At 60.6% G+C, this 12,562-nt stretch carries 10 protein-coding genes; 8 read left to right on the top strand and 2 right to left on the bottom strand.

Annotated features, from left to right (window positions below):
• Positions 1-53 precede the first annotated feature (53 nt).
• Positions 54-737, bottom strand: a complete 684-nt coding sequence (locus CIC07_RS22265) for a hypothetical protein (protein WP_076357905.1) — start codon at positions 735-737, stop codon at positions 54-56.
• Between the two features lie 267 nt (positions 738-1,004).
• Between CIC07_RS22265 and CIC07_RS22260 the strand changes: the two genes are divergently transcribed.
• The 6 genes from CIC07_RS22260 (at position 1,005) to fumC (ending at position 9,006) form a co-directional block, all read left to right on the top strand.
• Entirely contained in the window at positions 1,005-4,601 is a 3,597-nt protein-coding gene (locus tag CIC07_RS22260; RefSeq protein ID WP_094248259.1) for a chemotaxis protein CheB, read from the top strand.
• 385 nt (positions 4,602-4,986) lie between these two features.
• Positions 4,987-5,184 (top strand): hypothetical protein, encoded by a 198-nt coding sequence (locus CIC07_RS22255; RefSeq protein ID WP_076357907.1) that lies wholly within the window; start codon positions 4,987-4,989, stop codon positions 5,182-5,184.
• Positions 5,185-5,343: 159 nt separating this feature from the next.
• Complete coding sequence (locus CIC07_RS22250) at positions 5,344-5,532, top strand: hypothetical protein (protein WP_021881178.1); 189 nt, start codon at positions 5,344-5,346, stop codon at positions 5,530-5,532.
• Positions 5,533-5,694: 162 nt separating this feature from the next.
• A complete protein-coding gene (gene map / locus CIC07_RS22245) occupies positions 5,695-6,441 on the top strand; it encodes a type I methionyl aminopeptidase (RefSeq protein WP_076358059.1) in 747 nt (248 codons plus the stop codon).
• A 408-nt stretch (positions 6,442-6,849) separates the two neighbouring features.
• A complete protein-coding gene (locus tag CIC07_RS22240) occupies positions 6,850-7,518 on the top strand; it encodes a bifunctional 2-keto-4-hydroxyglutarate aldolase/2-keto-3-deoxy-6-phosphogluconate aldolase (RefSeq protein ID WP_076357908.1) in 669 nt (222 codons plus the stop codon).
• A gap of 102 nt (positions 7,519-7,620) precedes the next feature.
• The gene (fumC, locus tag CIC07_RS22235) at positions 7,621-9,006 is read left to right on the top strand and encodes a class II fumarate hydratase (RefSeq protein WP_076357909.1); all 1,386 of its coding nucleotides are present in this window, start codon (positions 7,621-7,623) and stop codon (positions 9,004-9,006) included.
• A 209-nt stretch (positions 9,007-9,215) separates the two neighbouring features.
• On the opposite strand, the gene CIC07_RS22230 is transcribed toward fumC, so the two are convergent.
• Positions 9,216-10,208, bottom strand: a complete 993-nt coding sequence (locus tag CIC07_RS22230; RefSeq protein WP_076357910.1) for an ABC transporter substrate-binding protein — start codon at positions 10,206-10,208, stop codon at positions 9,216-9,218.
• Between the two features lie 315 nt (positions 10,209-10,523).
• On the opposite strand from CIC07_RS22230, the gene CIC07_RS22225 reads away from it, so the two are divergent.
• Both CIC07_RS22225 and CIC07_RS22220 read left to right on the top strand, forming a co-directional pair.
• Positions 10,524-11,507 carry a FecCD family ABC transporter permease gene (locus CIC07_RS22225; protein WP_076357912.1) on the top strand — a complete coding sequence of 328 codons (984 nt, stop codon included), beginning with the start codon at positions 10,524-10,526 and terminating at the stop codon, positions 11,505-11,507.
• Positions 11,504-12,547 (top strand): FecCD family ABC transporter permease, encoded by a 1,044-nt coding sequence (locus CIC07_RS22220; protein WP_094248258.1) that lies wholly within the window; start codon positions 11,504-11,506, stop codon positions 12,545-12,547. Before CIC07_RS22225 ends, CIC07_RS22220 begins: the two co-directional genes overlap by 4 nt.
• Positions 12,548-12,562: the final 15 nt, after the last annotated feature.

Genomic DNA, 12,562 nt, shown 5'->3' with positions numbered 1-12,562 from the left:
TTCGGACGAGGGGAACGCTTCCCCCGGTCCGTCCTTCGATTGCCGGAAGTCCCTCAACCCGTCGTCTCGCTGAACGCTTCGACCTCCTGCTCCCGCTCGGCTTCGGCGAGCCACAGATCCAGATCCAGCAGGCTGCGCACGATTGCCGCCTCTCCTCTCGCCAGGGAAGGGAGGCCGGGAAGCGAGGCGGCCCGTCCGCTCAGAAGGACGGAGGGCGCCCACGGAAGGTTGAGAAGCTTTTCGGCGTAAGCCCGGGCGGCCGGAAGAGATTCCGGAGAGTCGGCATGCAGGCATACGGCATCGGGCGTCCACTGCATCGCGCCGAAGACGGCATGCTCCAGAGGCAGGACGGAGCCGTACATCCGGGTCATCCAGCCGCGTTCCTTGAACATGGAGGCGTCCATCCGCATGCCGAGGTCATGCGGCTCTCCGTCCAGCCCAAGCAGCATGGCCTTCCGGGAAAGGAACTGGGCTCCGCCGCCCTGCAAGGGCTCCGCAGGCTCATGCCTGCACAGCAGCCACTGGCACAGGCCATGGCCCAGCCGCTCTTCCGCCATTCCGATCCGCCTGGATTCGGCCAGCAGGGCGATATGCCCGAGCGCGGGGCTGAACAATTGCTGTAACAAGGCGAGCTGGTTGGCGCCGTTTTTTTTCCAGTGGAGGACGGTCGCCTCGGCCGCGGAACGGTTGCCGGACAGCAGCAGCTCCGCAAACTCTTCAATCTGCAATGGGTTCATCAGCAACCATCTCCTGTAGATCCAATCCAATCTTGTTCAAGTTTACCTCATGCGGGACGAGCCTTTCCATCGCAAAAAAAGACGAATCTCCGATATTCATGCCGAATAAACGGAATCATTTGGACTTTTTGCTGGACAAGAGGAAACGGACGTCCTGCGGAGAATACACTATAAGCTATTTATCTCCGGGCAGGCCGTCTGCCAGGGTCGGCTTTTATCCTTCGCAGCCCCATTTCCGTCCAAGCGCTCAACCAAGGAGGGACGAACATGAACAAAATACCTTCCGACAGCCAGCATTCCGAGCTTCCGCTCAGCAAGGCCGAACCGGTCCGAATCGTCGGCATCGGCGCCTCGGCGGGAGGACTGGAAGGCTTGAAGCATTTCTTCCAGCAGGCAAGTCCGGAGACCGGTCTTGCCTTTGTCGTCATCCAGCATTTGTCGCCCGACCACAAGAGCCTCATGAACGAGATTCTCTCTTTATATACGCGGATGCAGATCCAGCTTGCGCACGACGGCATGGAAGTGGAGCCGAACACGATCTATCTCGTTCCTCCGCGCAAATCGCTTTCCTTGAAAAAGAACCAGTTGTGGCTTTCGGATCCGCATCCCGACGAGATCCATTATCCGATCGACTATTTCTTCCATTCGCTGGCGGCCGATCAGGGCCAGCAGGCGATTGCCGTCGTCCTGTCCGGTACGGGCACGGACGGAACGAGGGGCATCGCAGCCGTAAAGCGCAGCGGCGGTATCGTATTCGCCCAGAACGAGGAATCGGCGAAGTTCGACGGCATGCCTCGCAGCGCCATCGACAGCGGGCATGTCGATTTCGTGCTCGCTCCCGAGAAGATCGCCTCCAAGCTCAAGTTTCCCGCTTCCCTGATTCCGAGCCCCGGCTATGCTGTCCATGCAGCGGCCTTGAACGACTCGGAGGCGCTGCTCGCCAAGATTTTGGAGAGGGTCCGGGAGCGTACGAACATCGATTTCAGCTTTTACAAGAAGAACAGCCTGCTGCGGAGAATCGAGAAGCGGATGGCCGAGGCGGGGGCGGCGACTCTGGCCGACTATGAGCTTCTGCTGGAGGCGAGGGAGGAGGAGGTGCTGGCGCTGAGGCAGGATCTGCTCATCCATGTCACCCACTTTTTCCGCGATCCCGAAGCGTTCGACATCATCCGGGAAAAGGTTCTGCCCAAGCTGGTCCGCGCCAAGCTGCAGAACAAGAGCACCGAGCTCAGAATCTGGACGGCCGGCTGCTCCACGGGCGAGGAGGCGTATTCCATCGGAATGCTCGCTCTCGAAGTGCTGGAGCAGGAAGGCCTGCAGAACCGCTTCAGCATCCGCATCTTCGCCACCGACGTGGACAAGCAGTCCATCGATTACGCCAATCACGGCGTCTATCCGCTGTCGATCGGGACCTCGGTGTCCAAGGCGCGGCTCGACAAATACTTCGTCCGCCATGGCGACACGTATCAGGTCACGCGCGAGCTGAGGCGGCTGATCGTGTTCGCCCCCCATAACCTGACGAAGGATCCGCCGTTCAGCAATCTCGATCTCATCAGCTGCCGCAACATGCTCATCTACCTGCAGCCGGAGATGCAGCAGAAGGTGCTGTCGCTGTTCAACTTCGCCTTGACTCCGGGGGGCTTCCTGTTCCTGGGCCCGAGCGAGACGGTCGGCAGGCAGGACCATCTGTTCGAGCCCGCCAACGGCAAATGGAACATATTCCGGCACAAGATCCAGCGCAAAAACAGCGCGTCCGGCGCGACGCTGCTCATGGACGGAGCCAGGAGCTTGTCCACTCCGGGCGAGCTGAGGGAGCGGCGCAAGCAGCAGGCCGGGGCGGATGCGCAGGAGAACCGCCGCCAGAGCCAGTTCTACAGTACATACGTGAACGAGCATATGCCTCCTTCCCTGCTGGTGGACGAGAAGCTGGACATCCAGCACTTGACCGGCAATGTGCAGCCTTTCCTGTCCCCGATGGAGGGCAGGCCTTCATGGAACCTGCAGAAGATGCTGGAGCCGGGGCTGGCCGTCGCGGTCATGACCGCCGTCCAGCAGATCCGCTCCGGGCTGGACGAGGTCGTGTTCCGCCATCTGGTCGTGCAGACGGCGTCGGGAGAACAGCGGATCAACGTGACCGTGCGCCCGTTCTCGAAGACCGGCGCGGCGTTCGCCGGCAGCATGCTGATCATTCTGGAGCTCGCTCCCGAGCTGGATGAAGTTCCGACCGCTTCCATCGATCTGAACGACAGCGTCCGCCGGCAGATGGCGTGGCTGGAGCAGCAGCTCCGCTCGACCGAGGACAAGCTCCAGTCGGCGATCGAAGAGCTGGAGGCTTCCAATGAAGAGCTGCAGAGCACGAACGAGGAGCTGATCGCCTCCAACGAGGAGCTGCAGAGCACGAACGAGGAGCTGCAGGCGGTCAACGAAGAGCTGGTGACGATCAATACCGAGTATCAGTTCAAAATCCAGGAGCTGACGGAGCTGAACAACGACATGGACCTGTTCCTTGTCAGCACCAAGATCGGCACGATCTTCCTGGATACGCAGTTCTGCATCCGCCGCTTCACTCCCGCAGTGACCAAGGAGATCCACCTTCTCCATGTGGACATCGGGCGGCCGTTCCATCATATTTCGCATCAATTCTACTACGACCAGTTCGTGGAGGACGCCTCCAGGGTGCTGCAATCGCTCCGTTCGCTGGAGAAGGAAATCAAAAGCCGCAGCGGGCGCTGGTACAAGATGCGGATGATGCCTTACCGGACGCTGGAGCATCTGACCAAAGGCGTCATCATCACCCTCGTGGACATCACCGAGCTGAAGGAAGCCAACGAGGAGCTGCTGCGCCTCTCGTATGCGATCGAGCAAAGCCCGATCCTCGTCGTCATCTCCGACCTTGAAGGCGGCATCCTTTATGCCAACAGGCAGTTCCACGATCTGACGGGCGAGACGTCGGAGAGCATCTACGGCAGGCATCTGGAGTCTCTCGATGACTGGCAGGCCAGCGGCTGCAGCTTCGCGGAGATCTGGGAGAAGCTCAAGCGCGGCGAGATCTGGGAGGGCGAGCTGGCCGGCATCGGCAGGGATGGAGCCGTCTACTGGGAGCAGGCCAGGCTGCTGCCGATCGTGAAGCGCGGCGAGACGATCCACTACATGAAGATTTCCGAGAACATCACCGACCGCAAGACGACGGAGGAGATGCTGCGCAAGTCGGAGATGCTCGGAGCCGTCGGCCAGCTGGCGGCCGGCATCGCCCACGAGATCCGCAATCCGCTCACCTCTCTCAAAGGGTTCACGAAGCTGATGCAGGAAGACAACCGGCGCAACTACATCTCCATCATGGCGATGGAGCTGGAGCGGATCGAGCAGATCGTCAGCGAGCTGCTCGTCCTCTCCAAGCCGCAGGCGGTCGACTTCCATCCCGTCGCGCTGGGAGCCGTGCTCCGGGATGTCGTGATGCTGATCGAGGCCCAGGCGATCATGAACAATGTGCAGCTGGAGCTGGAAGTGCCGGATAGCGATATGCTCGTGCAGGGGGTGGACAACCAGCTGAAGCAGGTGTTCATCAATCTGATCAAGAACAGCATCGAGGCGATGGGCTCCGGAGGCGTCATTCAGGTGAAGGCTTCCGTCGGCGAGGACAACATGGCCTGGACCCGGATCATCGACCAAGGCTCCGGCATCCCCCCGGAGAAGCTGGCCAAGCTGGGCGAGCCGTTCTTCTCCACCAAAGCGAAGGGAACCGGCCTCGGCCTTGTCATGACCTACAAGATCGTCGAGAACCATCATGGCAAAATGTACTACGAAAGCGAGCTCGGAAAAGGAACGACGGGCTTTGTCGGCCTTCCGATCATCCGCAGCAGCTGACCCGCGGCAGAGCCGTCATCCAAGCCGGAAGCGCGCCTTCCGGTTTTTTTCCATTCCTTCGCTCATACAATGGGGATAGACGCCGTAAGATGGGCCAACCCATCCCTCTGGCGACGGATGCAGGAAAGGAGAGCGATGCAAAGCCGACGATTTTCATTCCGTTCGCCAGTTTGCGTTTGAATGGCGGACACGCAGGGTAAAAAAGCTGAAAAGCTTGTCCATTCCTGTCGATAATCCTTGAAGGATGGGGAATTGATGCGGTTCCGGCGACCGCCGGCTGCAGAGGGAGATGAGGGAACGGCACGGGGTGCCGCTGTTGTAAGCGCCTTACCTTTCCGATATACTTTTCCGTAATGACATTTACTGGAGAAGCGGAGGCGGCGGCATGGTGATTGAAGGATGGGTGACGGCTCTGACGCTTGCCTTCGGCGTTGCGGCAGCTGTCGTCGGCGTCGCGGCCTACCTGCGCTTGTACCGCCGCCAGAATCCGGACCAGGCCCTGCGCAAGGCCGAGGCGTCCTTGCGGGACAGCCGTAAATCCCAGGAGGAACCGAACGATAAAGAAGTCCCTCCGCAGGAATGATTGGGAATTTGCTTCCAACCTGATGCATGAAGTGATATAATAGTGTGAAAAATACAAACATTCGCTCAACTGCCATGGAGTGTCTGCACCATAGGGATACCTGCACGTTCTCGAATCCGAGGTTTCGGATGAACATCCAGCGTTAGAGGAGGAGATTTCATGGCCAAGCACAGCCAGAATGAAGTCAAGGAAAGCCTCAAGGAACTCACGAGAATTTTTCAGCCCAAGGATCCGCGGAAGTTCGTTAAGGATTACATCCGCAAATACCGCATCACCGGCGGATATGAGGATGAGCTGACGTCACTGGTTGAGCATGAAATGGGCAGAATGAATTCCTCCGTGAGCTAGAACAAGCGAGCCTATCATATACCCGGCCCGGATACTCCCCCTGCGGAGTTCCGGGTCTTTTTTGCGCGCCGTGACGAGGCGGAATGAGGCGCGGCTCCTCCGAATAGCCTAGAAAGATTGAAGCTTGGATGGCGATCTTGGATGAAGGGCGGAGGCTCGGCCATGGCGGAATGGAAATCGGAAGAGGAAATCGGCAGAATCCGCCGCGCAGGACGGGTCGTCGCGTTATGCCACGATGCGATCGCGAAGCGGATCGCGCCCGGCGTCACGACGCTTGAGATCGACCGCTTTGTAGAGCGGCTGATGGCGGAGCACGGGGCTTACCCGGCTCAGAAGGGATACAGGGGATATCCTTATGCGACCTGCGCGTCGGTCGGCGAGGTCGTCTGTCACGGATTCCCGGATGCGGTGCCGCTTCAGGAGGGGGATATCGTGACGATCGACATGGTTGCGGATGTGGACGGCTGGAAGGCCGACTCGGCTTGGACCTATGCGATCGGAAAGGGGGATTCCGCCGTGCAGTCGCTGATGGCGGGCGCCCGGCAGGCGATGCTGAAGGGGATCGGCCAATGCCGGGTCGGACGCCGGATCGGCGACATCGGCGCCGCGGTCGTCCAGTCGGCGAAGGAGACGGGGCATTCCGTCGTGTCCAGCTTCGCGGGGCATGGAATCGGACGCTCCATCCACGAGCCGCCGGAGGTGAACCATGTCAGCAGAGGCGGCAGCGGAGCGGTTCTGCAGCCCGGCATGGTACTGACCGTCGAGCCGATCCTGACGGCAGGCGGGCCGGAAGTCTGGATTGCCCATGACGGCTGGACGGCCCGCACGAGCGACCGTTCCTGGTCGGCGCAATACGAGCATACGGTTGCCATAACCGAGCAGGGACCGGTCATCCTTACTTGTTTGTAAAGCGGGGATGCAGGACGCGCAAAAAAAGTTATCCCCGGATCTATGCACATATGCACAATTTGATATCCACAATATCCACAGGGTTGTAGGGATAACTTCAATAATTGGCTTCCAACCCTGAACATAGGATCCACAAAGGCTTTTTCGACCGTCATTGTCCCCTTGTGGATAAAAAAAGATCCGGCCTCTTCCATGTGGAAGAGGCTTTTCTGTGGATAGCTTCAATGATTGACGGTGGCGACGGGCTAGTGAGACAATGGAAGAAAGCGAACGGACAGCCGCCTGGAACAGGCGGCTGTCCGTTCCGGAGGCGGGGAAGCAGCCGTGCGGCGATCACCGCACGGCCGGCAGCATGACGAGGCCGGCCGCCGAGGCTCGAAGAGCAGAAGAATCGGGGAGGAAGCTGACATGCTTAACAAACTGAGAGTGACTCAAGCAATCGCGGAAGCGGGCGTCGTGGCCGTGCTTCGCGCGGATTCGGCGGAGGAGGTCGCCCGCATGGCGAGGCATGCCATCCGCGGGGGAATCAAGGCGATCGAGATTACGATGACCGTGCCGATGGCGCTGCAGGCGATCCAGCAGCTGGCCGCAGAGTATTCCAGCAAGGCGGATCCCGCATCGGATGCCTACGCCATCATCGGCGTCGGAACCGTGCTGGATCCGGAGACGGCCCGCGCGGCCATTCTGAGCGGCGCGGAATTCGTCGTTGCGCCGGCTGTCAATCCCGACACGATCACTCTGTGCAACCGCTATGCGGTGCCGGTCATGCCGGGAACGATGACGATCCGGGACATCCAGACCGCGATGGAGCTTGGAGCCGATATCGTCAAGCTGTTCCCGGGAAGCGCGTTCGGTCCGGATATGATTACGGCTGTCAAAGGTCCGCTTCCGCAAGCGAACATCATGCCGACGGGCGGCGTCTCGCTGGCCAATCTGGCGTTGTGGGTGAAGGCTGGCGCGGTCGCGGTCGGCATCGGCGGGGATCTGACCAAGGAAGCGGTCAAGCAGGGGGATTACACGCTTATCGAGCGGCAGGCCCAGGCATACGTCCAAGCCTACCGGGACGCCAAGGCCTGATCGCGCCGCGGGGGCGGCCCGCTGGCGGCAGACGCTCGGATTGGGTAAAATGGGAGAGTGAAGGCAAGCGGTTTATCGACTTGAGAGAGGCGGAATGGAATCATGGAATACCGGATTGAGAAGGATACGATGGGCGAAATCAAGGTTCCCGCGGACAAGCTGTGGGGCGCGCAGACGCAGCGCAGCCGCGAGAACTTCAAGATCGGCTGGGAGAAGATGCCGCTTGAGGTCGTCAAAGCGATGACCTATGTGAAGAAAGCGGCGGCTCAGGCCAATCGGAAGCTTGGCGTTCTGGAGCCGGAGAAAGCCGAAGCGATCTGCCGCGCGGCCGATGAGATCCTCGAAGGCAAGCATGACGGGGAGTTCCCGCTCGTCGTATGGCAGACGGGCAGCGGCACGCAGACCAATATGAACTGCAACGAGGTCATCGCCCGCCGCGCGAACCAGCTGCTGGAGGCGGAAGGCTCCTCCGTGCGCATCCACCCGAACGACGACGTGAACCGTTCGCAGAGCTCCAACGATACGTTCCCGGCGGCGATGCATATCGCGGCGGTCATCGCGGTATCGACCTCCCTGCTGCCGGCGCTCGAGGTGCTCAAGGCGACCTTGCACGAGAAGAGCGTCCAATTCGACGACATCGTCAAAATCGGCCGCACGCATCTGCAGGATGCGACGCCGATCACGCTCGGCCAGGAAATCAGCGGCTGGGAAGCGATGCTGGAGAAATCGTCGTGGATGCTGACGAGCAGCGTCGACGCCATCCGCGAGCTCGCGCTCGGCGGCACGGCGGTCGGCACCGGCATCAACGCGCATCCGGACTTTGCGGTGCAGGTGGCGGCCGAGGTGGCCGAGATTACCGGCCATAACTTCGTGACGGCATCGAACAAGTTCCATTCCCTGACGTCCCACGACCAGATCGTCTGGGTGCATGGCGCGATCAAGGGCCTTGCGGCCGATCTGATGAAGATCGCCAACGACGTGCGCTGGCTCGCCAGCGGCCCCCGCAGCGGCATCGGCGAGATCACGATCCCTGAGAACGAGCCGGGCAGCTCCATCATGCCGGGCAAGGTCAACCCGACGCAGTGCGAAGCCATTACGATGGTCGCCTGCCAGGTCATGGGCAACGATGCGGCGATCGGCTTCGCGGCCAGCCAAGGCAACTTCGAGCTGAACGTGTTCAAGCCGGTCATCGCCTACAACTTCCTGCAATCCGTCGTGCTGCTCTCCGACTCCATGCTCTCGTTCAACGAGCATTGCGCCGTCGGCATCGAGCCGAACCTCGACACGCTGAAGCACAACCTGGATCAGTCCTTGATGCTCGTGACGGCGCTCAACCCGCATATCGGCTACGAGAACGCGGCCAAGATCGCCAAGCAGGCGCATAAGGAAGGCACGACGCTCAAGGAGAGCGCGATCAAGAGCGGCCTGCTCACTTCCGAGCAGTTCGACGAGTGGGTCCGTCCGGAGAAGATGACGGGCAAGCGCTGATCAGGAGCAGCAGCCTCTTTCGGCAAGCAGGGGACTGTCCGCTGTCATGGAAGCATGACGGCGGACAGTCTCTTTTTGGCGCGGGGCACTTTGCGAACGGCCAGACTCCGGAATCAGTGGCGGAGGAATGGAGCAAACATGGGATGAATGCGGAAAAACCGTCCCCGGAAACGGCCAGGGACGGTTTTTTTGCTTGCTGGGCAGTGTTGTTATACTTCGTAGATCTGATACAGCTCGTCGAGCATCAGGTTGGCGGCCAGGATGCCGCCGGCCGTATTCCAGATGGCGTCGTCTACGCGCTTGGCGCGTCCTTCCTGGACGACCTTGAGGCTCTTCCAGAGAGGATCGCCCGTCCATTCCTGTTCGGTGGCATTGCCCTTGCCGTCGCCGGTGTCATAGGTGAAGTAGAAAAGACGGTCGGCTTCGACTTCCGGCAGGCGCTCCTTGGTGATTTCGTCGACGAACGTTTCCTTGCTGTTCTTCGTCATCGCGTTGCGAGCAATGCCGATCTGATCGAAGATGATGCCGGAGAACGTGTCGGTGTGGTAGACGCGTGTCTTGCCGCCCATGAAGCGAACCATCGATACGGTTTCGTTCAGCTTGCTGCCCGCTTTGGCCTTAAAGTCCTCGATGCGGGCGTCGAAGTCGGCGATCAGCTTTTCGCCTTCGGCTTTTTTGTTCAGCGCATCGGCATAGAGAGTGAAGTTTTCCTTCCAATAGCCGCGAAGGTCCTGTGCTTCGACGGTCGGCGCGATCGCGCTCAGCTGCTCGAAGATCTTCTCGTGGCGCATCTTGTTGGCGATGATGAGATCGGGCTGCAGGCCGGCGATCAGCTCGATGTTCGGCTGGCTTTCCTCGCCGAGCACGGTGACGCCTTCCATCTTGTCCTTGATGTGGGCGTACCAAGGATCGCCTGTCCAGGACTTGACCGCGCCGACCGGCTTCACGCCGAGAGCGAGCACCGCTTCGGTGCCTTCGTTGGTCAGCACGACGACCTTCTGCGGCGTGCCCTTGATTTTCGTTTCTCCGAGCGCATGCTTGACGATGCGCTCCGCGTCGCCGCTGGAGGAGCTCTCTCCGATGTTCGCGGCAGGCTGATTGGCCGCAGGCCCGCTCGCCGTGTTGTTATTGTTGCTGCCGCAAGCGGCCAGCAGGCCGATCAGCAGGATGGAGACCATGAAGGCCGCAATGCGTTTGTTCATCTCTCTGTATCCCCTTTATGTATAATGTGATAACCATTATCAGTACAGGTAGAAATTCTAGAGAAGAAGGGGAAGCCTGTCAATGAATATTTGAGAATGATTATCAGAATCGTTGACAGGGCCGTGTTCTTCTTCTACACTTTTTCCATAGCAACTGCTGCTTTTTCGAACCAGAGACAACTCGACTCCATCCTGCTGGACGGTTTTGATGAAAGCACAAGCGGAAGCGGAGAGAAATGCTGTTGTCGGGCAAAGCAGCAGATGAAGCAGATGCAGAGAGATACGTTCTTTATCTGAACAAGAAAGCAGGCCGACATGAGACTTACGGGCTTATTCCTAGTTATGGCGCTTCTGGCCTTCGCGGTTCTATGCAGCATCGCATTCGGGACGGCCGATATTCCGCTCGGCCATGTCATCGGCTCCTTCACCGGGTACAGCGGAACGCAGGAGCAGCTTATCATCCGGACGGCGCGGGTTCCCCGGGCGCTGATCGCGGCCTCCGTAGGCGCCTGCCTCGCCGTGGCCGGAGCGCTCATGCAGGTCATCACGCGCAATCCCATCGCATCTCCAAGCACCTTCGGCGTGAATGCGGGGGCGGCTTTTTTTGCTGTCATCGGCGCGGGGCTGCTCGGCTTCGAGAGCATGCAGGCCCAGACCTGGATGGCTCTGGCTGGAGCGGGAATCAGCGGGCTGATTGTATTTGTGATGGGCAGCATGGGCAAGGACGGCATGACCCCGGTGAAAATCACTCTGGCCGGAGCGTCCATCGCCGCCTTTTTCGCATCCGTAACGCAAGGGTATATGCTGACCAGCGGAAAAATGTTCGATCAGGTGCTCGTCTGGCTTGTCGGCTCCGTCGCGGGCCGAGAGATGAACGCCTTGACCGCCGTGCTTCCCTATATGGGCATCGGAATGCTTCTGGCGATCGTTCTGTCCCGACATCTCAACGTGCTCGCCATGGGCGACGACATCGCCCAAGGACTCGGGCAGAGCACGGCACGGATGAAAGGGGCGGCGGCCCTTTCCATCATCCTGCTGGCCGGAGCTTCCGTGGCGGCGGCCGGTCCGGTCGCCTTCGTCGGCATCATCGTGCCGCATATCGTGCGCCGCATCGCAGGCAGCGACTACCGATGGATCATTCCCTATTGCGCCGTGGTGGGCGCGCTGCTGCTTGTGGCGGCCGACCTGGGCTCCCGGTACATCGCGATGCCGAAGGAAGTGCCCGTGGGCGTCATGACGGCGGTCATCGGCGTGCCTTTCTTCGTGTACATCGCACGGTCGGGGAGGGTGGCACGATGAGCAGATACCGCTCTCTGCGCATGGACAGGCCGCGGCTGTCGTTCCTGATCGAGCGCCGAACGACCTGGGTGCTCGCCATTCTCGCCTTGCTGTGCGCGGCCCTGATGATCGTCAGCACCGGCATCGGCAGCCTCCCTGTGTCCCCTCTGGAAGTGATCCGTTCCATGGCGGGCAAGGGGGCTGCGGCTCATGAGGTCATCGTGAACAAGCTGCGGCTGCCGCGGATCGTCATCGCCGTGCTTGTCGGGGCGTCGCTGGCTGTTGCGGGAGCCATCCTGCAAGGTCTTGTCCGCAATCCGCTCGCATCCCCGGATGTGACCGGCATCACCGAGGGGGCGTCGCTGGGCGCGGTGCTGTTCCTGTTCCTGCTGGGCGGCTCCGTCCCTATCTCCTGGATGCCGGTATCGGCCATCGGGGGCGCTTTCGCGGTTACGGCGCTGCTGTATCTGTTGTCCTGGAGGGGCGGCGTCTCGCCGCTGCGCCTTGTGCTGATCGGCACGGGACTGTCGGCGGCGTTCAAATCGCTTTCCTACATGCTGATCATTTCCGGACCGCTCATTCTGACAGTCAAATCCCTGACGTTCATGACGGGCAGCATATACGGAGTCTCATGGGAAAAGGATGTCTACACGCTGCTCCCGTGGGTGGCGGTGCTGCTGCCGCTGGCCTGGTTCCAGGCCCGGCATGTGAACATCCAGGCGCTCGGCGACGAAGTGGCCGGAAGCGCAGGGGCGCATGTGCAGCGCAGCCGCTTGATCCTGCTGCTGCTGAGCGTGGCGCTGGCGGGAGCGGCCATCGCAATTGGAGGGGCGATCAGCTTCATCGGCTTGATGGCCCCCCATATGGCGCGCAAGCTTGTCGGCTCGTCCTTCGGCGGACTGCTGCCGGCGAGCGCCTTGATCGGCGCCATCATCCTGCTCGCGGCGGATCTTGCCGCGCGGACGGCTTTTTCGCCTCTCGATATTCCGGCCGGCGTATTCACGGCGGCGATCGGCGCTCCGTTTTTCCTTTACATGCTCTATCGGCATCGCAATTCATGACAGGCAGGAGGCAAT

It is taken from the genome of Paenibacillus sp. RUD330 (assembly GCF_002243345.2).
Lineage (GTDB): Bacteria > Bacillota > Bacilli > Paenibacillales > Paenibacillaceae > Paenibacillus_O.
This window is presented reverse-complemented; position numbering and strand designations above follow the sequence as displayed.